We start from the raw sequence: 24251 nt of genomic DNA, 5'->3' as shown, positions 1-24251 counted from the left end.
AAAAGGAGGGGGAGTGTAATGCACTCCCTTTCATATTCTAAATAATATCAAATTTAATTATCAAATTATTTAAAAATATATTATAATTAAACAAAGTGTATTTATATTTTTAGCAAAGAGGAGAAGAAAATGACTGATGTAAGAGTAAGATTTGCCCCATCCCCAACAGGATATTTGCATATAGGTGGATTAAGGACTGCCTTATTTAACTATTTATATGCAAGACACACAGGCGGGACAATGATTTTAAGAATTGAAGATACCGACAGAACCAGATTTGTTGAGGGAGCTTTGGAAAATTTACTAAAGGCTCTTTCTTGGGCAAAAGTTGAAATAGACGAAGGTGTAATGCTCGATGAGTCTGGCAAAGTTACTGAAAGAGGAGAATATGGTCCATATATTCAATCTGATAGAGTAAAGGCTGGAATTTATAATAAATATATCGAAAAACTTATAGAAGAAGACAAGGCATATTATTGCTTCTGCTCACAAGAGAGAATTGATAAGGTTCGTGACCAACAAAAAGCTGATGGTCTTACACCAAAATACGATGGTCTATGTAGGTCAATTCCCCTAGAAGAAGCCAAAAAAAGAATTGCCAATGGCGAAGAATATACAGTTAGACTAAAACTTCCAAAAAATCGCGAAATTTCTTTTGTCGATAGAATAAAAGGAAAAATCACCTTTAATACTGACGATATGGACGATCAAGTCTTGATCAAACGCGATGGATTTCCAACATATCACTTTGCAGTTGTAGTTGACGATCATCTTATGAAAATAACTCACGTTGTTCGTGGAGATGAATGGATAAGCTCAACTCCAAAGCACGTTTATTTATACGAAGCCTTTGGCTGGGATGCTCCAGAATATATCCACCTACCAACCGTTCTTAACGAAAATCACAAGAAATATTCTAAACGTAATGGCGATGGAATGGTAGAAGATTTCATCGAAGAGGGATATTTACCAGAAGGTTTGATAAACTTTTTGGCACTTTTGGGCTGGTCGCCAGATAGCGAAGAAGAAATTTTCTCAATAGAAGAATTAGCTAAGCAATTTGACTTTGATAGAGTAAATAAAACTGGAGCTGTTTTTGACAAAAGAAAGCTTGATTGGGTAAATGGCCACTATGTAAGAGAAATGTCCGTTGAAGATTTGGCAAAAGCCATCAAGCCTTTTATGGAAAAATCTGGCCTTGTAGATGAAAATTATTCAGATGAAAATTACAAATTATTGGCAGAAACTTGGCAATCAGCAATCGATAAATTCTCTGATGCTCCAAAACTTTCAAAGAATTATTATCTAGAAGATAGCGAAGTTTGCTATGACGATGAGGCAAAGGAGATTTTAAAAGAAGAAGATTCCAAAAAATTAATCGATGCTTATTTAGCAAAACTTGACGAAGTTTCAGAAATTGATGCAGATTTTGCCAAAACAATTATGAAAAAAATCCAAAAAGAAACAGGCATCAAGGGCAAGAACTTGTGGTTCCCAATAAGAGCTGCTATAACAGGATCAGTTCATGGACCAGATTTGTCAAATGTTATGCTATTAATGGGCAAAGATAAGATTAATAATAGATTAAAATTTGTAAAGGAAAATTTTTAAATGAAAATTCATAACACGCTCACAAGAAAGATTGAAGAGTTTCAACCAATTGAAGAAAACAAAATAAAAATGTACGTCTGTGGGCCTACTGTTTATGATTATATGCATATTGGAAATGCTAGGCCACTTGTTGTTTTTGACACCTTTAGACGCTATATGAGATATCGCGGATACGATGTAAGCTATGTGGTAAATTTCACAGATGTAGATGATAAAATAATTAATAAATCAATAAAAGAAAACATTTCAACCAAAGAAGTAACAGATAGATATATAAAAGCCTACTTAGAAGATGCCAAAGATTTAAATCTTGACGAAGAAAACACCATCCACCCAAGAGCAACCGAGGTAATGGATGATATTATCGAATTTGTAAAAGATTTAATAGAAAAAGGCGCAGCTTATGAAGTGGATGGTGATGTTTATTTTAGAGTTTCAACTGTCAAAGATTATGGCAAATTATCTGGAAAAAACATTGAAGATTTAGTTCATGGAGCCAGCAATAGACTAGAAAGCGAAGAAGCTAAGAAAAAAGAAAGTCCACTAGATTTTGCTCTTTGGAAAAAAACCAAGATAGATGGCGAAGTTTCATGGTCTTCTCCATGGGGCATGGGTCGCCCAGGTTGGCATATAGAATGTTCAACTATGAATAAGAAAATTTTGGGAGAAACCATAGACATTCACGCTGGTGGTGAAGATTTGGAATTTCCACATCACGAAAATGAAATCGCCCAATCAGAAAGTCACAACGGCACAACTTTTGCTAATTATTGGATGCACAATGGCATGATCCAAGTTGATGGAACAAAGATGAGTAAGTCTTTGGGAAATTTCTTTACCCTCCACGATATCAAAAAAGAATACGATCTTATGGTTATAAGATTTTGGCTTTTAACTACAAATTATCGCCAACCAATTAACTTTACCAGAGAGATCATAGAAGGGGCAAAAAATTCCCTAGATAGGATCAACAATGCTTATTTTAGGCTAAAAGATCTATCAGAAAATAACACCAAAATAGAACTAATCCCTGGCGAAGAAGAGAATCTCAAAATCCTAGCTAATTTTAAAAATAAATTTATAGAGGTTATGGATAATGACCTAAATACAGCCGATGCTATCACAGTTTTGTTTGATTTGGTAAAATTTGCCAACAGCAAAATTGATGCTAACAATTCCAAATATCTCATAGAAAAAACTTTGGATTATTTCAATGAATTTGAAGAAGTTTTAGGTCTTGAAAATAGGAAAAAATCAAAGGCCAACGTAGATGAAAAGCAAATTTTGGAGCTTATAGAGCTTAGAAATCAAGCAAAAATCAACAAAAATTACAAAGAAGCTGACGAAATTAGAGATCAACTAAAAGACTTAGGAGTTAGCATCAAAGACACCAGAGATGGCGTTAAGTGGGAGCTAATCTAATGGATAAAATCTACGGCAGAAAGCCTATTTTAGAGACAATTGATGCAGGAATAAAAATCCACAAGGCCTACATCATCAAACAAAATACTCCAATTGTAGAAAAAATCATAGAAAAACTTAGGGCAAAAAACGTAGAAATAAAATTTGTCAACAAAGATTTTTTTGATAAGATAGATATGAACCACCAGGGCGTGATGGTTGAAGTTGATTCCTATAATTATAAGTCCATAAACGATATAAAAGATGCCACAAGGCTTATACTTTTGGATAAGATAGAAGATCCTCACAATCTTGGTGCAATAATCAGAAGTGCTGAAAGTTTTGGCTTTGATGCAGTAATAATTCCAGAACGTAGGTCGGCAAAAGTAACTCCTACAGTCTATAAAACAAGTGCTGGCGCCATCAACAATATCGACCTTGTTATGGTGACAAATCTTAATAAGACTATAGAAAAATTAAAAGAAAATGGATTTTGGGTTTATGGCCTTGCAGGCGAAGCTACTAGTAAGCTTAGCGAAACTGATCTTAGCGGCAAAGTGGCGTTAGTTGTTGGCAATGAAGCAGATGGAATTAGTAGACTTACCAGAGAAAAATGCGATAGCCTAGTAAAAATTCCTATGATAGGCAAGGTTAATAGTTTGAATGCTTCCGTAGCATCTGCCATAGCTATGTATGAGGTTATAAGGGATAATGGCGAGAAATCGTAGAAATATAACCATTATAGATGGCTATAATGTAATAAATTCCCGGTCTGATTTAAAAGAAATATCCAAAGAATCTTTAGAAGCTGCAAGAGAGAAGCTAATTGATTATTTGGCTGAGTATGCATCAATGACTGATGAAGAAGTTGTGATAGTCTTTGATGCCTACAATCTTGACAGAAACAAAGAAACAATTAGCGAAAAATATGGAATGAAGATTGTTTACACCAAGAAATTCCAAACGGCAGATACCTACATAGAAAAGCAAATCCTAAAAATTGCCAGAAGTGAAAATTTAAAAGTAGTTACAGATGATAGTCAAATCCAAATACTAGCAGCAAGCAAAGCTGCCCAAAGAATGACATCCAAGGAGCTAAAAGCCGCAATTTACAACAATAATTCAAAAATAAAAAGAAAAAAGCGTGCTGATTTTAATAGAAATTTCAAATCTTTTCCCCTATCAGAAGAATTGATTGAAAAAATCGAAGATATGAAAAAAGATTTGGAAAATTAGATAATTTTAATAGTAAAATAAATTCAAAGGTAAAATATGGATAAAATAAATTTAAAAGAAGAGGCTACACTTGAAAAAATCCGCTCCTTTTTCAACTCCGAAGATATGAATGAAGAGGAGATAGCAAGTGTCCTTGAAGAATTATCGGATGATGAAAAAGAAGAATTAACCGACTATCTTTTAGAAGAAGAAGGGATAAGTGACCCTGAAGAAATCGAAGAGATCGATGATATAGATGACGATATCATTGAAGAAAGTGAAGATGAAGAAGATGATAGACCTATAAAAAGGTCTGAACCTGTATCCCTATCTCCAATAACAAGAAAAGATATGATGAAATTATCAGATCTAACCAACGAAGAAATAGTAGAAAGATTCCAACAAGGCAATCAAAATGCCCTTTCAGCTCTTGTAGAAAAAAACCAAGGACTTGTAAGAAGCCGCGCTTCATATTTTTATAGGTCCCATGGCAATGATTTGGATCTTGAAGATCTTGTTCAATCTGGAATGCTTGGAATGATTAGAGCTGCAGAAAAATTTGACCTATCCTTAGGCTACAAATTTACAACCTACGCCTACAAGTGGATAGATAAGGCTATTAGAAAGGCCATCAACAAAGAAGGCCATACAATTAGAATTCCTGCTGGCAAATATTTGAAATTAAACAAATTAAAACAAATACTAAAGGCAAATCCAGAAGCAAGCGATGAAGAAATCTATAAAATCCTTGAAAAAGAAGGAATCGACAAAAAACAAGCTGACGATTTGTTTTTAATCAACAGAAATCAAGTAAACTCCACATCTCTAAATATCAACCTAGATAGTGAAGATTCAACAGGCGATGAGCTAATGGATATGGTAGGAGATGAATCAACCCCAGTTGATATATTAATACTTGAAAAAGATATGGAAAATTTTTTGATGAAAGCTCTAGACCAACTAACAGATCGTGAAAAACAAATAATAATTTACCGCTACGGTCTAGATAACGAAAAGCCAAAAACTCTAGAAGAAATAGGAACAATCTATGACCTATCAAGAGAAAGAATTAGACAAATTGAAAATCAGGCTTTAGGCAAATTAAAAGAATATTCCGATGCTGAAAACTAAAAAGAACTGTTGCAAAATAAACTTAGGATTTATTTGCAGCAGTTTTTTTGTAAAAACTTCTAAGAAAGTCAAGCGTTTTAAACTTGACACAAGACACTAAAAGTCCTATAATTAAATCAAGACACTAGTTGTCCTGGTTTAACATTAAAAGTCACAATAGGAGTTTTTATGCAAAGAGTTATTTTACATTCAGATATGAACGCTTGCTATGCATCGATAGAAGCTAAATTAAATCCCAAATTAAGAGGAATTGCCCTAGCTGTTGCTGGAAATCCCAAAAATCGCCACGGGATTATTCTTGCCAAAAGTGAAAAAGCAAAGAAAATGGGAGTTAAGACAGGCGAGCCGATTTGGAAGGCTCTTGCTAAATGCCCAAATTTAACTCTCGTCCCACCTCAATACGAAAAATATCTTGAAGTTTCAAAATTGGCAAGAAATCTTTATTACCAGTACACCAATCAGGTGGAACCCTTTGGCCTTGACGAATGTTATCTTGATGTGACCGGTTCGACTCATCTTTTTGGATCTGGTGAAGAAATTGCAAATGAAATTAGAAAGAGAATGAAAGAAGAGCTTGGAATTACTGTAAGTGTCGGGGTAAGCTTTTGCAAAATTTTTGCAAAACTTGGATCAGATATGAAAAAACCTGATGCTACAACCATAATAACTAAAGATAATTTTAAGAAAAAAGTTTGGCCTTTGGATGTCAGTGAAATGGTTGGAATTGGAAGAGCTACGGAGAAAAAATTAAAAAAAATCGGCATTTTTACCTTGGGAGATTTGGCAAAAGCTCCTAAAGATACTTTAAAAAGATTGCTTGGAGTAAACGGCATCTATCTTTGGCAATATTGTAATGGTCTAGATCTTAGACCTGTTGTAGATAGAGATCACAAAGATCCCATCAAATCTATCGGCAACAGCGTAACTACCATTAGAGATTTGAAAAAAAATGAGGAAGTTTATAATATTTTTCAAGAGCTTTCATTTTCTGTTTCAAAAAGATTGAGAAAAGCAAATCTTTCTGCCATGGGAGTTGAAATTTTTATTAGAAATAGCAAGCTTCAAAGCTTTAGCTTTGCAAGTAGACTTCCTATGGCAAGTCAAAGTTCGATTATTTTGGCAGAAAATGCCATGGAAATTTTTAAAAACAACTACAAGTGGACTTTCCCAATAAGAGCTGTCGGAATAAGAGCCATCCACCTTAGTAGCTACGGTCTTGATAAGCAAATAGATATGTTTTTAAATTATGAAAAATTTCAAAAAAAAGAAGATCTTGACAAGGCCATTTATCTGGTTAGAAAAAAATATGGCAAGGATTCTCTAACTTTTGCCGCCCTAAAAGGCGATATGGCCTTGCCAAAAAATATGACGGATGTCATAACTTTGCCATTGAGGCATTATAATATGTGAAAATAATAATAATCTGATTGCAAAAATATATAAAAAGCAATATAATGATATATTATAAAATAAAGAATTTATAAAAAGTATTAGGAGGGTTTATGATAGAAAAAAAATTCCTAAATGTAGGAGCAGGTCTTATTATAGGCGCTGTAGGAGGCAAAATTTTAAATTCGAGACTTGCAAAAAAAGCAGGCGTAAACATAGTTAAACAAGGACTAAGAGTAAAAGAATCAATCGATAATGCAGTTGAGTCTGCGAAGCTTTCAGCAGAAGACATAGTTGCAGAAGCCAAAGAAATAAAGAAAGCTGAGGATAAAGCTGAAGCTGAAAAAGAAGCAAATATTGATATAGAAAATGTTGCTTGTGATATAGAAAAATCACAAGATGAAGTTAAAGAGGAAGTAGAAGAGTAATGAGAGCTTCTATAGTTCATAGAATCTATGGAAGAAGTCGCTTTACCTATGAAGATTATATAGAAAAGGAAGATCTTAATAAACTTAAATATCTAATGGAAAAAATCGCAGGAGTTAACTCTTGCGAACTTTCTTATGCTACAAAGTCATTTACGCTTTTTTATAGTGAAGAAAATTTACCGAGTATCGCTAGATATATACTTGATTTAGATAATAAAGTTATAGCAAGTACAAAAATTGAAGATCCAACATTTAAGGGTCAATCAGAAATTGATATATTTCATATTCTAAGAGATGCCATGTATCAAAGAATATTTTTCAAATACTTGCTTCCAGCTCCTATAGGAACTTTTGCACTTTTTGTAAGAGCATATCCATTTATTAAAAATGGGATTAAGGCTTTGTGCAAAGCAAAGATTAACGTAGAGCTTCTGGATGCAACAGCTATAGGAATATCTTTGGCAAATAAGAAGTTTTCAGATGCTGCAAATATAATGTTTCTACTTGGACTAGGAGAGAAACTTGAAGATTACACAATGAAAAAATCTCAAGAAGACTTAGCTCAATCACTATCACTAAATATTGACAATGTTTTTGTAATTGAAAAAGAGAAAAAAATCATCAAAAACATAAAAGAAGTAGATGTTGGAGATATAGTAGAAGTAGAAATGGGGAATGTTCTACCTGTAGATGGGACAGTTGTAAATGGTATAGCTATGATAAATGAATCATCATTTACAGGCGAAAGCAATCCAGTGAAAAAAACCGTAGGAAGCACAGTGTTTGCAGGAACGGCTATTGAAGAAGGATCAATACTTGTTCAAACAAAGAAAAAATATGATCAGTCAAGACTAAGCCATATAATAAAACTTATATCAGATAGCGAAAGAACTAAATCTCTAGCACAAAAAAATGCTGAAAATATGGCAGATAAGCTTGTGAAATATTCTTTCATAGGTGCAGGGATAACATATGCAATTACAAAAAATTTAGAAAAATCTAGATCATTTTTGATGGTAGATTATTCATGTGCCTTGAAGCTAACTATACCTATAGCGGTTATGAAAGCTATAAGTCAGGCATCGAAAAAGAAAGTTTTAGTAAAAGGTGGCAAATATCTAGAGAATCTATCAAAAGCAAACACAGTTGTATTTGACAAAACAGGAACACTAACCAAATCAAAGCCTCAGGTAGCAAAGGTTATCGCTTGTAATCGCTTAAATGAAGATGAATGCCTAAGAATAGCAGCTTGTTTGGAAGAACATTTTCCTCACTCAATAGCTAGAGCTGTAGTAGAACATGCCAAAGAAAAAGGGCTAACGCATGAAGAAATGCATTCTAAACCAGAATATATAGTAGCGCATGGTATAAGATCGACCATAGATGGAAAAACAAGTTTAATAGGTTCTGAGCATTTTATATTCGACGATGAAGGCATAAAAATTGACGATAATAAAAAAGAAATCATCGATAACCTAAAAGAGAACTATTCGCTCTTATATTTGGCTCTTGATGATCAGCTGGAAGCAGTAATATGTATAGATGATCCTTTAAGAGAAGAAGCAAAAGAAATAATAAAATCACTTAGAGAATTATCAATTGATAACATTGTGATGCTTACAGGAGATGCAGAGAACTCGGCTAAAAGTATAGCCAGCAAACTTGACCTAGACTATTACAAGTCTCAAGTTCTACCAGAAGATAAACAAAAATACATTTTAGAAGAGAAGAAAAAAGGCAAAATTGTCGTAATGCTTGGGGATGGAGTGAATGACTCTATAGCGCTATCTAGTGCAGATGTTGGAATATCTATGCACCAAGGAGCAGATATAGCCAAAGAAATCTCAGATATATCCATAGGAAGCGACGACCTACATGGTTTGATTGATGTAACAAAAATTGCTAAGCAAATGAATGCGAGAATAAGAAGAGATTACGTAAATATTGTTGCAATAAATTCAAGTCTAATAATATTAGGAGTATTGGGATTAATGACCAATACCAGATGTGCTCTACTACATAATCTATCAACAGTAGCAATAGCATCAAACAATATGAGAACTTATAAAGATTAAAATTCAAATAAAAATATTGCTCTCAAAGTCTAAAGAAGCTTATGACTTTGAGAGTTTTTTTCTTATAAAAAACTTTTTGGATAATTAATTTTAAATATTCAAAATAATAAATAAATTTCAAGAAAAATTAAGTTGAAATGCATAAAATTTTCAGCAAAAGATATATAAGAAAAATATTTGTATAATGCTTTAATTGGCTAAGATATCAACTGCATTTAATACGATATTTAAATAAAGATTTTGTTATAAATATCAAACCTTGTATAAGAAATGCAATAATATCAATACATATATTGTATAAGTATGCATAAATATTTATAAAAAAAATAATGCCTATTGACAAAAACGGTTTTTTGTAATAGAATTACTTATATCATAACATTATGGAGGAGATATTCATGAAAATGAAAAAAGTTTTTTCTTCCCTTATGGCACTAGGATTGGCAACAACACTAGTAGCTTGTGGAGGAAATACTGACAAAGATGCTGAAAAACCAGCTGACAATGCAAATGAAGCAACTGATACTGAAAATAAAGATGATGCTTCAACAGACGAAAACGCAGATACAGAAGATAACGCAGATGATAAAACTGATGACAAAGAAAGCGACGAAAACGCTGACGATGAAGATGCTGAAGCTAAAGAAGAACTAGAAAACTTTGAAAAACAAACAGCAGATGATACTCTTGTAATTGGTACAAGCGAATTGAACGGCGACTGGCTACAAGGTTGGACAAACTCTGCATACGATGTTAAAGTTAGAAGACTTCTTGGTATCGAAGGTAACAACGGTTACGGTACAGTAGTTCAAGATGAAGGTGGTCAATGGGTAACAAACTCAACTGTTGTTGATGGAGAAATCGAAAAAATCGACAACGAAGACGGATCAAGAACTTATAGAACAAAAATTAAACAAGGTCTAAAATATTCTGATGGCGTAGAAATTAAAGCTGACGATTTCTTATTTGGAAATCTACTATTCTCACATCCATCATATATACCAGTAACAGCTGCTACAACAATAGGCGCAGACTCAGCTAAGGGTTATGAAGCTTACCACAATGGAGATACAGATATATTTGAAGGTCAAAAGAAAATTGACGATTATACATTCGAATATACAGTAGACGCTTCATTCTTACCATATTTCGAAGAAGCTTCTTTGATGGGTTTAAGTCCATTCCCAATGCATGAAGTTACTGAAAACTTAGTAGTAAGCAAAGATGGTCAAAAACTTGAAACAAAAGAAGGCTATGAAGTTACTGAAGAAGATAAGAAAAACTACAAAGATTCTTTACAACAACAAATAGATAAACAAAACGAAGACTTTGAAGCTGACTATCCAGCTCCAAAAGATGATGCTAGCGAAGATGAAAAAGCTGAATACAATGCAGCAAAAGAAGAACATGATGCAGCAATCAAAAAACTTGAAGACAAACGTGATGGCGAAGTAGATCCAACCATCTTATTGATTGAACAAGCTATGCTTAACGTTGCTAACAACTACAGAACAAATCCAAAGGCTGTAACAGGACCTTATGTATATGATGGATTTGAAAACAACATGGTTAAACTATCACTAAACCCAGAATATGCTGGAAACTTCAAAGGTGATAAGGCTACAATCCCACACATCATAGTACAAACAGTTAACGCAAATATTGCTGTAGACTTACTAGAAAATGGCGATATCGATATTTGGGAAGAAGAAGCTGACGGTGGTAAGATCGACCAAATGAGAGCTGCTACTGATGCCGGAAAGATCAAATACAACACATTTGAAAGAAATGGTTATGGAGATCTTTCATTTATCACAGATAGAGGAGCTACTCAATATAAAGAAGTTCGTCAAGCTATAGCAAGCTTAATGGATAGAAATACTTTCGTACAACAATTTGCTGGTGGTTACGGTGTTGTAACTAACGGTATGTATGGTACAAGCCAATGGATGTACAAAGAAAGAGGAGCAGATCTAGAAACAGGTGACAAGCTTGTAAACTGGCAACTAAACTTAGATAAAGCTAATGAATTACTTGATAAAACACCATACAAATTCGAAGCTGATGGAAAAACTCCTTGGGATAAGAAAAAATCTGACGAAGCATTTGAAAAAGATGCTGAAGGATACAATTATTGGAGATATGACGAAACAGGTAAACAACTTGTAGTTAACCAATACGGTTCTGATGAATCACCTATTACAACATTAATTTCTAACCAACTTCCAGTAAACGCTAAACAAGTTGGTATGGAATATAACGTAACAGCAGGTTCATTTGCAACACTTCTAGAATACTACACAACACCAAAAGAAGATGCAGAATATACAGCATTTAACATGGGCTTAAGCTTTGGTACACCATATGATCCTTACTATCAATACAACTCAAAAGGATTTGATAATAAAACAAAGACAAATGATCCAAAAGCAGACGAAATTACAGAAAAACTTCGTAAGACAGATCCAGAAGATAAAGAAGGCTACCTAGATACTTGGGAAGAATTCCAAATTTGGTATAACGATTATCTACCAGAAATTCCACTATACTCTAACCAATATCACACAGGATATACAAACAGAGTACAAGGATTTGATTTATGTACACCAGTTTGGGGCGTAGTAGAACAAATCAACGCTATGTCACTTGGCAAATAATATAAAAATAATACTAAATTAGCTCACGAGGAGTGAGCTTTTTTAGTTTTTGCCAATAAATTATTAAAATATATAATTGTGTACTTTTATAAATTAATTTGAATTTTTATATATAGATAATGTAAAAAAATTAACAAAAGAAGAAGATGTTTTCTTTTTAAAAAATAAGACTTTTTATTTGACAAAATTTGTCAAATACATTAATATAGTAATAATAAAATTGTTGTTTTTTGGAATACTTTATCTATTTAAAGACAAGCTTTTACATAAAATAAAGTTACAATTATTAAATACAAGTAAATTAATAATTTTGCAATTCCAATAACAAAGAAAGGGAAGATATGTTTCGTTATATAGTAAAGAGGATAATAAATCTTATACCTGTAGCTATCATCATTTCTATTATGCTTTTTGCTTTCTCTAAAGCTATGCCAGGAGATCCTATTAGAGCTATGATTCCAACTGGAACTCGTATGACTAAGGCTCAACAAGAAAGTTTATACAAGCAATTACAACATCGCTACGGATATGATAAGTCACTACCTGAACAATACATAATGTGGTTGGGTAGATCATTAAAGGGAGATTTTGGTGAATCTACCAGAGTTAAAAAGCCAGTAAAAGAATATTTGAAAGAACCTTTGAGAAATACAATTTATCTTAACTTAGGTTCAACAGTAATATCCTTTGTACTTTCGGTATTAATAGGTATTAGGTCGGCAACGCACAGAGGAGGGGTCTTTGATAAAACCTTCCAGACTCTAACGCTGATAGGTATAAGTGTTCCTGTATTTTTCATAGGACTTATTTTAATTTACCTATTAGCTTTTAAAGCAGGGGCTTTCCCTGCAAATGGTATGCCACGTAATAATACATTCTCAGAATGGGTAAAATACTTGACTTTACCGACTATAACCTTGACCATAGGCTCTCTTGCAGGACTTTCAAGATATGTTAGAAACTCAATGCTTGATGCCCTTAACCAAGATTATATTAGAACTGCAAGATCTAAGGGTCTAAAAGAAAAGACTGTTGTTTATTCTCATGCCTTTAGAAATGCACTTATTCCAGTAGTTACAGCTTTAACTTGGGCAGTTCTTGGAATGTTTTCAGGCTCTGCTATCACTGAGAGGATTTTTGCCTACAGAGGAATAGGAAATGAGCTTATAACTGCCGTAATAGCACAAGACTACAATGTAATTTTAACCTTATCAATGTTTTATGCACTTTTAACCTTGATTGGAAACTTGATAATGGATATAGCTTATGCTCTAGTAGATCCTAGAGTAAAATTAGAAGCGTAAGAGGTGGGCAATGAATAGTTTAATTCGTAAATCATTTTCTTCATATAAGAGATTTTTAAAAACATTACTCATCCGTGGTTTTACTTTTGCATCAGATAGTGATATCTATGAAAGTGAGAGAAAAGACGCTGAGAAAAGAAAAGCTGAAGAAGAAAAAACAAACAATAATTCAAATAAAGCTCCTAATTCTTCTAATGAAAATGATGCATTAAAAGAAGAAGCAATTAGATCTCCAGGTCAAGTTGCCCTAAGAAACTTTTTTAGAAACCCTTTGGGAGTATTTGGTCTAGTATTATTTATAGCTTTAATACTAGTAGTATTTGTTGGAAGCGCTATACTTCCTTTTAACCAATATTATTCTCAAGGTAACCTTACAAATGTTGCACCAGGTGGTGCTTACATGAATTTTCCAAAGGAAATGGAAAGTGAAGGAACAAAGAAAATATCTATCGGCAATACTTTTGCCATAGGTTTAACCAACGAGGGAAATATTTATGTTTGGGGATCTGATAATGAAGATAAAATTCTAACCATCCCTAAAAAAGCCAAAGAAGCCCTTAAAAACCAAAAAGTTATCGATGTGGCTGCTGGTGATAGACATATTATTTTTGCAACAGAAGATAATCAAATTTATGGTTGGGGTAATAATTCATTTGACCAAACCAAAATGCCACCAATGTCAGAAAGTCAAATCAAAGAAGAAGGCATCAAGAAACTTGGAGCAGGCGTTCAATACTCAGCAGTTCTAACAAATAAGAAAAACTTGGTAGTTTGGGGTTCAACGCTAGCAAGCCGTCTAAATATGATCCCATCAACAATACAAGGACAAGTTGAAGACTTTGATACCTCATCTATTAATATGCTAGTTGCAAAAACTGATGGAACAATCCAATTAATTGGTGTAATGGGTGCTGAAAACCAAACAAATATGCCAAAAGAATTAACTGATGGAAGCGTAAAAGTTAAAAAAGTTGCTCTAACAGCTAACTCAGCTGCAGCAGTTGATGAAGATGGTAAAGTTTATGTTTGGGGTCCAAGTAGAGCTGGAGTAGCAGGCGATAATATTCCAAAATTTGACGGAAAAATCGTCGATATTCAAGGTGGAGAAACAACTTTCACAGCCCTAGATGAAAATGGCAAAATTTATAACTGGGGTCTAGATAACTACGGTGAACTAAACACTCCAGATGGAGAATACCAACAAATATTTACATCATTTTTCAACAATTATGCAGTAACTAAAGATGGAAAGATTGAAACTTGGGGACTAAATGGTTTTAGATTTGGTTCAGACGATCAAGGTCGTGATATATTTACAAGACTTATCCACGGCGGACGTATGACCATGCTAATTTCTTTAGTATCTACAGTAATCCAACTTGTACTAGGTGTACTTATTGGTATGATCTCAGGTTTTGCTGGAGGTCGTGTTGATAATGTATTGATGAGAATTTCTGAAATTATTTCATCATTCCCATTTTATCCAATGCTAATTTCACTTTCAGCATTGTTGCCACCAGGAGCAAGCCAAACACAAAGAATTACCATGGTAATGATCCTTTTAGGTTTGCTTGGTTGGACAGGACTTGCACGTTTAGTTCGTGGTCAAATCTTAGCTGAAAGAGAAAGAGATTATATAACAGCAGCCCGTGCTTTGGGTGTAAAAAACTGGTCAATAATTATGAAGCACATTTTCCCAAATGTCTTATCTATAGTTATAGTAAATGCGACACTAGATTATGCTGGTAACTTATTATCAGAATCAGGCTTATCATTCCTTGGTTTTGGTGTACAAGAGCCAACACCATCATGGGGCAATATGCTAACAGCAGCTCAAAAATCAGATGTACTAAACTTCTACTGGTGGAGATGGGTATTCCCAGCACTTGCAGTATTCTTAGTATCATTTTCAGTTAACCTTATTGGTGATGCCATAAGAGATGCAATTGACCCAAGAGCAAATGAGAGGTAGATGAATATGAGTTTATTAGAAATAAAAAAACTCCACACCTATTTTTCCACAAGACGTGGACTAATAAAGGCTGTAAATGGAGTGTCATATACTATTGATGAAGGAAAAACTCTAGGACTTGTTGGAGAATCTGGTTCAGGTAAGAGTCAAACTGCTATGAGTATTCTTCAACTTTTTGAACCTAACCAAAAAATTTACCAAGGCGAAATTATTTTTGATGGACGTGATCTAACAAAACTTAAAAAAGGCGAAATGGAACATATAAGAGGTAATGATATCTCTATGATTTTCCAAGAGCCTATGAGTTCGCTAAACCCTGTATTTACAGTAGAAAAACAAATATCAGAAGTTTTGATCCTCCATAAGCACATGAATAAAAAAGAAGCGGCTCAAAGATGTGAAGAACTTCTAGCTTCTGTAAAAATACCAAACCCACACATAGTTGCCAAGCAATATCCATTTGAATTATCAGGTGGTATGAACCAAAGAGTTATGATTGCCATGGCGCTTGCTTGTGAGCCAAAATTACTAATAGCAGATGAGCCAACAACAGCTCTTGATGTAACAATTCAAGCGCAAATTCTAAGACTTATGAATGACTTAAAGCATAGATTAAACACATCTATACTTTTCATCACCCATGACCTTGGTGTTATAAATCAAATGGCAGATGAAGTTGCGGTAATGTATTCTGGTCAAATTGTAGAACAATCTCCAGTAGAATATATATTTAAAACCGATATTACAGATTTCAACCATCCATATACAGTAGCTTTGCTAAATTCCATCCCATCAATAACAAGTGATAGAAACCAAAGGCTTGATATAATACCAGGATCTGTACCACATCCACTAAACCTACCACCAGGATGTAAATTTGCAGATAGATGTAAATTTACAACAGAAAAATGTATCAATCAAATGCCAGAATTAGTACAAGTTACTGATCAACAAAGGATTAGATGTCACTATCCAAATAGAAAGGAAAGAGAAGATGGAACATACCGAAGATAAGAAAGTCTTATTTAAGATAAGAAGTCTTAAAAAATATTTCCCTCTAAAGAAAAAGGGCATTTTTGATAGAAGTCCACAACAATATGTTCACGCTAACGAGTCTATCAATTTAGACATTTATAAGGGTGAAACTTTAGGACTTGTAGGAGAATCAGGATGTGGTAAATCAACTTTTGGTAGAACTCTTCTTCAAATTTATGATCAAACCGAGGGAACAACTCTTTACTATGGAAAGACCCTAGAAGAATTTGCTCCAGAATATATGGAAAAAATGATCAAAAATATTCCAAGTCAGTTTCAAAATTACGATAAAGCAAGCACAGAGCTAAACGAAATCTATGATAGCCTTGATAAAGCAGAAACTGATGAAGAACGTGCAAAAGCCAACGAAGCTGCTATGCACAAACGTCGTGAAATCGAAGATAAATACCTAAATATGATTAGAATTGCAGGAGGTCTTCTTGCAAGTGATGATTTATCAAAAGTATCAAACCTATTATTAGATTATTACCAAGCTCTAAAAGAACGTGCTGTTGTCTTAGAAAATATAGAAACTTTTGAAGACAAACTAAAAATGAGATGTAGAGATTGGGATACTTACTACAATCTTCGTGATAATGATAGCAAATACAAAGAACTTATAAGCAAAAAAGATGAACTTTCAATCAAAGTTGATGAAAAATTCGAAAAAATTGAAGAATTTAGAAATACTCTAAAAGATAAGGAAAACTTTGAAGAACTTGAAAGTCATAAAGATAGTGGTATCGACCTATCAGAATTAACCAATGAAGAGATGAGAGGCCTTAGAAAAGACCTACAAATGATCTTCCAAGACCCATATGGTTCACTAGATACCAAAATGACAGTAGGAAATATCATAGGCGAGGGAGTTTTAGGTCACGAATTATTCAAATCACGTAAGGACAAAGGTTACAATGAATACATTCAAGAAACTATGGACAAATGTGGACTTGCGCCATATTTCCTTCATAGATATCCTCACCAATTCTCAGGTGGACAAAGACAAAGAATTGGAATAGCAAGAGCTCTTGCACTAAAACCAAAATTTATAGTTTGCGATGAGGCTGTATCTGCCCTTGACGTATCAATTCAATCACAAATTATAAACTTACTACAAGATCTAAAAGAAGAAAATAACCTAACATATTTATTTATCACTCACGACCTATCAGTAGTAAAATATATCTCTGATAGAATTGGAGTAATGTATTTGGGAGTATTGGTAGAATTAACAGAAAGTGATAAGATCTTTGAAAAACCACTTCACCCATATACCCAAGCCCTATTACAAGCAATTCCAAGAACTGACGTAGATCAAGGACAAGAATTACAAGTAATAGAAGGCGATATACCATCAGCAGTACATCCTCCAAAAGGATGCCGTTTCCATACCAGATGTAAATATGCAATGGATATCTGCAAAACTTATGAACCAGAGCTTAAAGACTATGATAACGGACACTTTGTAGCTTGCCACCTAATGGAAGTAAGCGAAGAAGAAAAACAAAAAGCCTATGAGAAAAATAAAGAATTAAGAGAAAAAGAAGAACACGAACTAGAAGAGATGAGTGTTCTATGAGAGGACCTATAAATAGATTTTCTAACAAAAGCAGAGAAGAAATCTATGAAAAAGAAAATCTCTTAGATGAAAGCAATCTAGAAAAAGGCGATAGATTAGCAATGTTTTTGGCAGCAATGAAAGTATTCTTGCCAGGACTACTAATAGTAATCGGCCCTTTGCTATTACTTGCGCTATTTCTATAAAAAAACTGCTACAAAATATTTTGTAGCAGTTTTTTTGCTTTTAAAATCAAAAATCTATGATTTTTTTAAAAAAAAGTGAAAATTTATTAAAAAAAATTAAAAAATATGTTTAAAATGAAAAATAGGGGGTATCATATAAATAAGAAAAATATTTTTCAAAATAAATAGAAATGGAGGGACAGTCCAATGAAAAGTGAAAACGACTTCGAGCTTTACTTTAAGCCAGATTGTCCATATTGCTTGAAGGTTTTAAATTTCTTTAGTGAAAATAAAATCATCAAATTTCCATCCTATAACACAGAAGATAAAACCTGCGGTGCGGAAAATAGACGCAAATTAGAAGAAATCGGAGGAAAGGTACAAGTACCATGTATGGTTATAGATGGCAAAGCAATGTATGAATCTGACGATATAATTGAATACGCAAAAGCAAATCTTCTTTAGAGAAAGTATAAAAAGAAACTTAAAAAATATGTATCGCATTGAAACTTAGAAAGGAAAAGAGCATGATATACCACATGCCAGTTTCAATATAGTTTTAAATATTAGTAAGTAAAGAAATTTACTTTGAAGAAATCACTAAACCCAAGTAATTAAGATCATTAAATTACAAAAGCCCTTAACAATACCAGTTAAGAGAAAAATTAGTCAATTGAAATAAGTTGTTTAACTTAAATTTTGTAAGGAGGATGGTTTTAATGTGAGCTTGGGTTTTTTATTTGTAAATTTCTTAGTTGGTAGAATTTATTTTTTAATTATATTAGATAATAATTTTATAAGGGGTTATCATGAAAAGATTTTTTACTTTGCTTATTTGTCTTGTATTTCTTGGAGCTTGCTTTTCTAAAAATTCAAAAGAAGATGATTCATTGAATATAAACCCAGAGCTAATAGAAAAGATTACAATTTCAACTCAAATGACAGATCCAAAAGAAGATCTTGTTATTAAAAATGAAAATTTTGAGAACTTGATAAATAAATTAAATTCCTATTCCATAAAAGAAATAAAAGATGAAAATGAAAAAGGCTGGCAATATTTATTCAAACTAGAAGAAAAGGGAGGAGGGATTATCCTCATATCTTTCATGGACGATAAAGTTTATGTAAATGAAAAAGCCTATCAAGTAGAAGGCTATGATAAGGAAGATTTTCTATATTTATTTGATAAGTATATAAATAAGTAGTTTTAGTATATAAAAATATAAAGGAGAGTACATGATAAACTTAAAAAGAGTAGAAGAAAATTTAAAAGATTTTGAAAAATTTTCGGCGACACCTGGCAATGGTTGTTCTAGGCTTGCTTTTTCTAAAGAGATCAAAGATGCAGGTTATAAGCTGGTAGAGCTTATGGAAGATGCAAACTTAGAAGTTACAAAAGATCTTTGCGGAAATATTTTTGGAATTAGAAAAGGAAAAGATTCCAGCAAAGCTGCCATGATGGATGAAAAATTAATGGATATGATGGAAAATATCGCCGAAAAGAAAAACTATTCCTACTATATATTGCCATCAGGAGCAGGCCATGACACAATGATAATTTCAAAATATCATCCAACAGCAATGATATTTGTACCAAGCATCAATGGCAGAAGCCATAGCCCAGAAGAATTTACACCTTACAATTGCTTTGAAAAAGCAATAGATGTATTGTATGAATTGGTAATTAGTTTAGAGTAAACAATCGATTTTTCATACAAATAACCGCATTTTAAAAGATCTAGAAAAATCTAGACCTTTTAAAAATTTAATCATTTAACTGCTCTACTTTATTTTCTTCCTTGACATATTCTGGGATCATTTTATTTGCCATTGTAAATAAAACTGCCATTACTATTGCATCGTCAAACCGGCCTAGAAATGGAAGTAAATCATTAATCACATCTGCTGGCAATATTGCATATAAAATTGCAAGAATTACTGCGATTTTTGCTCCCTTTGGAGTATCTTTACTTTTTAAGGCTCGAAAAAAAGTTGGAATTGCTGTTCTGATTCTATTTAGTTTATTCATAAAAACTCCTTTCTTAAAATGAGTTTAAATTTTCTTTATTTACAATATCATTATACTTTAATTTTATGAAAATCAAGTTTAATTATAATAAACTTATAAAATCCATTCTACTATGCTATAATATCTATAAGGAGATTATTATGGGATTTAGATTTAGAAAAAGTATCAATCTTGGCAAGGGTTTTAGGATAAATTTGAGCAAATCAGGCCCTGGTTTTTCTTGGGGAGGCACTGGATTTAGACTAACGAGAACTGCTAAGGGAAATATTCGTGGAACAGCTTATATACCGGGAACAGGAATTGGTTATCAAAAAGAATTTTCAAACCCTTTTGATGGCAAAAAGTCAAAAAAAGCCACAAGTTCAAAGACAAATAAAGAAATTTCAGAAAATAAAAAAGTAAACAGCTTTCAAAATGATTTAAAAAATATAAAAACTTCCGATATGAGTGATATTTTGCAAGCTAGTAAAAAAAATCAAACAAATAATATTATAAGCATCATTTTGATTTTGGCAGGTCTTGGTCTTGGCTTTATCAATCCGATTTTATTTTTGATAGCTCTTTGTGGAGTGGTTTTTTTCCTTTATAATAGAGGCAATCAAACAATTAGAATAGACTACGAAATGAGCGAAGATGCCAAAGAGGAGCTTGATAGCACAAATAAGTTTCTTGAAGGAATTATGGAATCTGACGAAGTTTTTTTGGTAAATGAAAGCGTAGATTTGGATGAAGATAATCCGGCTGATATGAAAATTATCGATAGAACGCCTTTAACTTTTAGAGAAGGCAACGATGAAATCCAAACAAATGTCAAAACTTATACCCTAGAAGGAGCAAATAAGAAGATAATATTTTTGCCGGATTCAATTTTCATTAAAGATCCAAGTGGCAAAACCGCCCTAAGTCTAAAAGAAGTTGAGCTAAATCTGGGTAAAATGACTTTTTTAGAAGAAGGAGAAGTTGCTTACGATGCAACAGTTATTGGCAAAACCTATGAACATCTTAACAAAGATGGTAGCAAGGATAAAAGATATAAGGATAATCCTGAATTAACTTTGGTCGATTATGGGGTTCTTTCAATCTTTAACAAAGAAGGCCTAAATTTATTCATAGTATTTTCTGATACAGTTTTAGATGGCAAGTAAAATTTTATATCCAAAGACGATGAGATCTCAAGATTTTTTCTTACAGAAAAGAAAATAAAAATCTTGGGATTTTTTTATTTTATCAGAGGGAAATTTGTATATTTATAAAAAATAAAGGCCGCAATTTTCATAATTATTGAAATTATGATATAATTGCTACTGTATCAAAATTTATCGACTAAATTTTTATGGAAAACAAGATTTTTGTCAGATCAAATATAATTATTTTACATAAGGAAAGGAATAATAATGGAAAAGGAATTAAGAAAATCAAAAGTCTTAACCTATGCAGGTGCCTTTATAGCAATCCTAATAGGTTCTGGCTTTGCGACAGGACAGGAGCTTTTGCAATTTTTTGCCGCCTATGGCTTAAAAGGACTAATAGGTGTGTTAGTAAGTTTTGTTTTGTTCGCTTTTGTTGGAGTAGAATTTGTAACTTATGGTCATAAGTACCATTTGGAAAATCCCAATGACATCTACAAAAAGATAGCAGGAGATAAGGTTGGGAAATTTTATGATTATTTCTCTGTATTTTTTCTATTTTTATCATATACAGTCATGATTGCAGGAGCTCAAGCAACTCTTGTTCAACAATACAATGCTCCTAAATTTGTCGGAGGAATAATTCTTGGAATTGTTGTAATTGCAACAGTTGTTTTTGGCCTAAGCACAATAGTAGATATTATTGGCAAAATTGGTCCGGTAATAGTTGTGCTTGCTCTTTTAGTTGGCGGAATTTCAATTAGCAAAAATTTTGGAAATTTAAGCCAGTCTTTGGAATTGATAAAAACTTTAAATGCCAACAAAGAAATAATAAAAGCATCAGAAATAGGTTTTTTGCCAGCAGCTCTTACCTATGTTGGTTTTAACATGATTTGGCTTGCAGCTTTTTGTGCAAAAGTTGGAGATGAAGCAGAAAATTTTAACGAAGCAAGAAAAGGTCAAATACTTGGAGCTGTAGGATTTTCTGCGGCAATATTTGTAATGGCAATAGCAATAATTCTATCAATTGGTAAATTATATAATTCACAAATCCCGTCTTTGGTTTTGGCAGATGAAATAAACAGAGTTTTTGGAACTATTTTTTCACTAACAATAATTCTAGGAATTTACACATCAGCAGTGCCGTTGTTATGGACACCAGTTGCAAGATTTCGCAAAGAAGGAACAAAAGAGTTTAAGAGCCTAACAATAATACTAGGAATTGCTGGTATGATAATTGGCCTATCAATAGAATTTGATCTACTAGTAAAATATGTTTATGTAATAAATGGCTATTTGGGATTAATTCTCTTGGCGATAATGATTTATAAAAGTTTTAAGAGAAAAGAGATAGAAAAATATTAAATTACTTTGATAAAAATTAAATTTATGATATACTACTTTAGTAAATTTATTTAAGGAGGAAACATGAATAAACTTAAATCAATAGCTTTGTTAGCTGCATTAACTCTAGTTTTTGCTGGATGTGGCAAAAACGAAGATGCAAAAAGTAATGATCAAGCTACAGAAACTAAGCAAACAGAAGCAGTAGAAAATAAAGAAGATAATAAAGAAGCTGCTGATAACGAAGAAAACAAAGACGAATCTTCAAAAGAAGATGATCAAAGTCAAGCAAAAGAGGGCGGACTTTTTGTACTTGGAATCGGATCTGATCCATCGATAGTAAATCCTTTGTACGCAAATGACAGAGTTTCACTAACCTTAACTCATATTTTATATGATAATGTTTATAATGTAAAAAAAGGCGAAATTATTTATGATGGTCTAGCAGAATCAATGACACCATCAGATGATAATTTAACTTACACACTTAAATTAAAAGAAAATCTAAAATGGCATGATGGAGAAGCTATAACAGCTGATGATTTAATCTATACTTATGATGTAGTATTAGATGAAAAACAACAAACTAAAGGTCATTCTGATCTTATGAATAATGATAAACCAATTGCTTATAAGAAGTTAGATGACTTGACAGTTGAGTTTAAGTTAGAAAAACCAGATGCAACATTTATCCAAGGTTTAGCAGGAATTGTGCCAGTTCCAAAACACATATTTGAAGGCGAAGCTGACCTTGCAAAAAGCGAAAAGAACAAAAATCCAATAGGAAGTGGTTCTTTCAAATTCAAAGAACACAAAACTGGTGAATTATACCAAGTTGAAAGATTTGATGATTATCATGGAGATGTAGCAAAACTAGATGGCATAGCTTTTAAGGTTATTCCAGATGCTAATGCACAAAATTTAGCATTAGAAAATGGTGAAATATCTGCATCTTATGTAAAATCACAGAATGTTGATAAATTTAAAGATAACGATAAGTTCGATTTGTACACATTCTCAGAAGGAATGGTAGATACAATATTCTTCAAAGTTTCAAATCCAAAAATGCAAGATAAAAACCTTAGACAAGCAATTTCTTATGCAATTGATAAGAACAAACTAATCCAAGGAGCTTATAACGGAGAAGAATATGCAACACCAGCTTATTCACCATTCTCACTTGAAACACAATTTGTAACAGATGATGTAGAAAAATATGATTATAATGTAGAAAAGGCTAAAGAATTAGTAAAAGATGTTAAAAAAGAAGATCTCAATCTAAGATTAATGTATACATCAGGAAGCCCAGCTACTGAAAAAGAAGCTTTACTAATCCAAGAAATGCTAAAAGAAATAGGAGTAAATCTAGAACTTCTACCAATGGAAAGAGCAACATTTATAGAAAAATTACTAGATCCTAAAAACCAAGATTTTGAAATGGCTATAAATGGATACGTTATGGGAGATAATCCAGATAGCTATGGATATCTATTTAAAACTGGAAGTGCAGAAAACTTCAGTGGTTATTCAAATGAAGAAATAGATAAACTATTTGCAGAAGGAAAAACAGAGATGGATGAAGCTAAGAGAAGTGAAATCTATAAGAAAATCCAACAAATCTTAGTTGATGATGCTGTTCAATATTCATTAGTAAACACTAAATCAATAATTGCTGCAAATAGCGAATTTGGAAATATAGAAGAAGCAACTCCAGCTCCAATCTATATGCTACAATACTATAACAAAATTACAAAAAAGTAGACAGTGACAATTAAAGAAGATTTAAAGTA

The 24251-nt window shown here is 32.7% G+C and carries 21 protein-coding genes; 20 read left to right on the top strand and 1 reads right to left on the bottom strand.

Annotation, left to right across the window (positions count from 1 at the left end; genetic code table 11):
* Nucleotides 1–129 precede the first annotated feature (129 nt).
* The 17 genes from gltX (at nt 130) to GAN53_RS02495 (ending at nt 19659) form a co-directional block, all read left to right on the top strand.
* Nucleotides 130–1611 carry a glutamate--tRNA ligase gene (gene gltX / locus GAN53_RS02575; protein WP_151409437.1) on the top strand — a complete coding sequence of 494 codons (1482 nt, stop codon included), beginning with the start codon at nt 130–132 and terminating at the stop codon, nt 1609–1611.
* On the top strand, nt 1612–3033 hold the full coding sequence (cysS, locus tag GAN53_RS02570; RefSeq protein ID WP_151409436.1) for a cysteine--tRNA ligase: 1422 nt from the start codon (nt 1612–1614) through the stop codon (nt 3031–3033). It abuts the gene before it with no gap.
* Nucleotides 3033–3740, top strand: a complete 708-nt coding sequence (rlmB, locus tag GAN53_RS02565; protein ID WP_151409435.1) for a 23S rRNA (guanosine(2251)-2'-O)-methyltransferase RlmB — start codon at nt 3033–3035, stop codon at nt 3738–3740. Before cysS ends, rlmB begins: the two co-directional genes overlap by 1 nt.
* Nucleotides 3724–4248, top strand: a complete 525-nt coding sequence (locus GAN53_RS02560; protein WP_151409434.1) for an NYN domain-containing protein — start codon at nt 3724–3726, stop codon at nt 4246–4248. The genes rlmB and GAN53_RS02560 overlap by 17 nt, the downstream gene beginning before the upstream one ends.
* 36 nt (nt 4249–4284) lie before the next feature.
* Nucleotides 4285–5358 carry an RNA polymerase sigma factor RpoD/SigA gene (locus tag GAN53_RS02555; protein WP_099321559.1) on the top strand — a complete coding sequence of 358 codons (1074 nt, stop codon included), beginning with the start codon at nt 4285–4287 and terminating at the stop codon, nt 5356–5358.
* A 168-nt stretch (nt 5359–5526) separates the two neighbouring features.
* Nucleotides 5527–6768 (top strand): DNA polymerase IV, encoded by a 1242-nt coding sequence (dinB, locus tag GAN53_RS02550; RefSeq protein WP_151409433.1) that lies wholly within the window; start codon nt 5527–5529, stop codon nt 6766–6768.
* A gap of 92 nt (nt 6769–6860) precedes the next feature.
* On the top strand, nt 6861–7175 hold the full coding sequence (locus GAN53_RS02545) for a DUF6110 family protein (protein WP_151409432.1): 315 nt from the start codon (nt 6861–6863) through the stop codon (nt 7173–7175).
* The gene (locus GAN53_RS02540; RefSeq protein WP_151409431.1) at nt 7175–9250 is read left to right on the top strand and encodes a heavy metal translocating P-type ATPase; all 2076 of its coding nucleotides are present in this window, start codon (nt 7175–7177) and stop codon (nt 9248–9250) included. The genes GAN53_RS02545 and GAN53_RS02540 overlap by 1 nt, the downstream gene beginning before the upstream one ends.
* A 398-nt stretch (nt 9251–9648) precedes the next feature.
* Nucleotides 9649–11907 carry an ABC transporter substrate-binding protein gene (locus GAN53_RS02535; RefSeq protein ID WP_151409430.1) on the top strand — a complete coding sequence of 753 codons (2259 nt, stop codon included), beginning with the start codon at nt 9649–9651 and terminating at the stop codon, nt 11905–11907.
* A 341-nt stretch (nt 11908–12248) separates the two neighbouring features.
* Nucleotides 12249–13211, top strand: a complete 963-nt coding sequence (locus tag GAN53_RS02530) for an ABC transporter permease (protein WP_151409429.1) — start codon at nt 12249–12251, stop codon at nt 13209–13211.
* Between the two features lie 10 nt (nt 13212–13221).
* Entirely contained in the window at nt 13222–15183 is a 1962-nt protein-coding gene (locus GAN53_RS02525; protein WP_151409428.1) for an ABC transporter permease subunit, read from the top strand.
* Between the two features lie 6 nt (nt 15184–15189).
* Nucleotides 15190–16197 (top strand): ABC transporter ATP-binding protein, encoded by a 1008-nt coding sequence (locus GAN53_RS02520; RefSeq protein ID WP_151409645.1) that lies wholly within the window; start codon nt 15190–15192, stop codon nt 16195–16197.
* Nucleotides 16178–17797 (top strand): oligopeptide/dipeptide ABC transporter ATP-binding protein, encoded by a 1620-nt coding sequence (locus GAN53_RS09950; protein ID WP_151409427.1) that lies wholly within the window; start codon nt 16178–16180, stop codon nt 17795–17797. Before GAN53_RS02520 ends, GAN53_RS09950 begins: the two co-directional genes overlap by 20 nt.
* Nucleotides 17794–17982: a hypothetical protein gene (locus tag GAN53_RS02510; RefSeq protein WP_099321567.1), complete on the top strand. Its 189-nt coding sequence runs from the start codon at nt 17794–17796 to the stop codon at nt 17980–17982. The genes GAN53_RS09950 and GAN53_RS02510 overlap by 4 nt, the downstream gene beginning before the upstream one ends.
* Nucleotides 17983–18168: 186 nt before the next feature.
* Nucleotides 18169–18426, top strand: coding sequence for a glutaredoxin family protein (locus tag GAN53_RS02505; protein WP_151409426.1), 258 nt, complete (start codon nt 18169–18171; stop codon nt 18424–18426).
* 344 nt (nt 18427–18770) lie between these two features.
* Nucleotides 18771–19166 (top strand): hypothetical protein, encoded by a 396-nt coding sequence (locus GAN53_RS02500; protein ID WP_225791802.1) that lies wholly within the window; start codon nt 18771–18773, stop codon nt 19164–19166.
* Nucleotides 19167–19197: 31 nt separating this feature from the next.
* On the top strand, nt 19198–19659 hold the full coding sequence (locus tag GAN53_RS02495; protein WP_151409425.1) for a M20/M25/M40 family metallo-hydrolase: 462 nt from the start codon (nt 19198–19200) through the stop codon (nt 19657–19659).
* Between the two features lie 67 nt (nt 19660–19726).
* Here GAN53_RS02495 and GAN53_RS02490 read toward each other — a convergent pair whose 3' ends face one another.
* Nucleotides 19727–19990, bottom strand: coding sequence for a YkvA family protein (locus tag GAN53_RS02490; protein WP_151409424.1), 264 nt, complete (start codon nt 19988–19990; stop codon nt 19727–19729).
* A gap of 140 nt (nt 19991–20130) precedes the next feature.
* On the opposite strand from GAN53_RS02490, the gene GAN53_RS02485 reads away from it, so the two are divergent.
* The 3 genes from GAN53_RS02485 to GAN53_RS02475 all read left to right on the top strand — a co-directional run bounded on the left by GAN53_RS02485 (nt 20131) and on the right by GAN53_RS02475 (nt 24222).
* Nucleotides 20131–21135: a DUF4236 domain-containing protein gene (locus GAN53_RS02485; protein WP_151409423.1), complete on the top strand. Its 1005-nt coding sequence runs from the start codon at nt 20131–20133 to the stop codon at nt 21133–21135.
* Between the two features lie 249 nt (nt 21136–21384).
* Nucleotides 21385–22482 carry a hypothetical protein gene (locus GAN53_RS02480; RefSeq protein ID WP_151409422.1) on the top strand — a complete coding sequence of 366 codons (1098 nt, stop codon included), beginning with the start codon at nt 21385–21387 and terminating at the stop codon, nt 22480–22482.
* Between the two features lie 63 nt (nt 22483–22545).
* Nucleotides 22546–24222, top strand: a complete 1677-nt coding sequence (locus GAN53_RS02475; RefSeq protein WP_151409421.1) for an ABC transporter substrate-binding protein — start codon at nt 22546–22548, stop codon at nt 24220–24222.
* Nucleotides 24223–24251 lie beyond the last annotated feature (29 nt).

Origin of the sequence: Anaerococcus sp. Marseille-P9784 (assembly GCF_902500265.1) — a bacterium.
GTDB lineage: Bacteria > Bacillota > Clostridia > Tissierellales > Peptoniphilaceae > Anaerococcus.
The sequence above is the reverse complement of the archived record's forward strand: the minus strand, read 5'-3'. Positions and strand labels throughout refer to the sequence as shown.

What these genes read in the sequence shown, in the direction of transcription:
- gltX (WP_151409437.1), top strand. Translation starts at nt 130, where the DNA reads ATGACTGATGTAAGAGTAAGATTTGCCCCATCCCCAACAGGATATTTG.
- cysS (WP_151409436.1), top strand. Translation starts at nt 1,612, where the DNA reads ATGAAAATTCATAACACGCTCACAAGAAAGATTGAAGAGTTTCAACCA.
- rlmB (WP_151409435.1), top strand. Translation starts at nt 3,033, where the DNA reads ATGGATAAAATCTACGGCAGAAAGCCTATTTTAGAGACAATTGATGCA.
- GAN53_RS02560 (WP_151409434.1), top strand. Translation starts at nt 3,724, where the DNA reads ATGGCGAGAAATCGTAGAAATATAACCATTATAGATGGCTATAATGTA.
- GAN53_RS02555 (WP_099321559.1), top strand. Translation starts at nt 4,285, where the DNA reads ATGGATAAAATAAATTTAAAAGAAGAGGCTACACTTGAAAAAATCCGC.
- dinB (WP_151409433.1), top strand. Translation starts at nt 5,527, where the DNA reads ATGCAAAGAGTTATTTTACATTCAGATATGAACGCTTGCTATGCATCG.
- GAN53_RS02545 (WP_151409432.1), top strand. Translation starts at nt 6,861, where the DNA reads ATGATAGAAAAAAAATTCCTAAATGTAGGAGCAGGTCTTATTATAGGC.
- GAN53_RS02540 (WP_151409431.1), top strand. Translation starts at nt 7,175, where the DNA reads ATGAGAGCTTCTATAGTTCATAGAATCTATGGAAGAAGTCGCTTTACC.
- GAN53_RS02535 (WP_151409430.1), top strand. Translation starts at nt 9,649, where the DNA reads ATGAAAATGAAAAAAGTTTTTTCTTCCCTTATGGCACTAGGATTGGCA.
- GAN53_RS02530 (WP_151409429.1), top strand. Translation starts at nt 12,249, where the DNA reads ATGTTTCGTTATATAGTAAAGAGGATAATAAATCTTATACCTGTAGCT.
- GAN53_RS02525 (WP_151409428.1), top strand. Translation starts at nt 13,222, where the DNA reads ATGAATAGTTTAATTCGTAAATCATTTTCTTCATATAAGAGATTTTTA.
- GAN53_RS02520 (WP_151409645.1), top strand. Translation starts at nt 15,190, where the DNA reads ATGAGTTTATTAGAAATAAAAAAACTCCACACCTATTTTTCCACAAGA.
- GAN53_RS09950 (WP_151409427.1), top strand. Translation starts at nt 16,178, where the DNA reads ATGGAACATACCGAAGATAAGAAAGTCTTATTTAAGATAAGAAGTCTT.
- GAN53_RS02510 (WP_099321567.1), top strand. Translation starts at nt 17,794, where the DNA reads ATGAGAGGACCTATAAATAGATTTTCTAACAAAAGCAGAGAAGAAATC.
- GAN53_RS02505 (WP_151409426.1), top strand. Translation starts at nt 18,169, where the DNA reads ATGAAAAGTGAAAACGACTTCGAGCTTTACTTTAAGCCAGATTGTCCA.
- GAN53_RS02500 (WP_225791802.1), top strand. Translation starts at nt 18,771, where the DNA reads ATGAAAAGATTTTTTACTTTGCTTATTTGTCTTGTATTTCTTGGAGCT.
- GAN53_RS02495 (WP_151409425.1), top strand. Translation starts at nt 19,198, where the DNA reads ATGATAAACTTAAAAAGAGTAGAAGAAAATTTAAAAGATTTTGAAAAA.
- GAN53_RS02490 (WP_151409424.1), bottom strand. Translation starts at nt 19,990, where the DNA reads ATGAATAAACTAAATAGAATCAGAACAGCAATTCCAACTTTTTTTCGA.
- GAN53_RS02485 (WP_151409423.1), top strand. Translation starts at nt 20,131, where the DNA reads ATGGGATTTAGATTTAGAAAAAGTATCAATCTTGGCAAGGGTTTTAGG.
- GAN53_RS02480 (WP_151409422.1), top strand. Translation starts at nt 21,385, where the DNA reads ATGGAAAAGGAATTAAGAAAATCAAAAGTCTTAACCTATGCAGGTGCC.
- GAN53_RS02475 (WP_151409421.1), top strand. Translation starts at nt 22,546, where the DNA reads ATGAATAAACTTAAATCAATAGCTTTGTTAGCTGCATTAACTCTAGTT.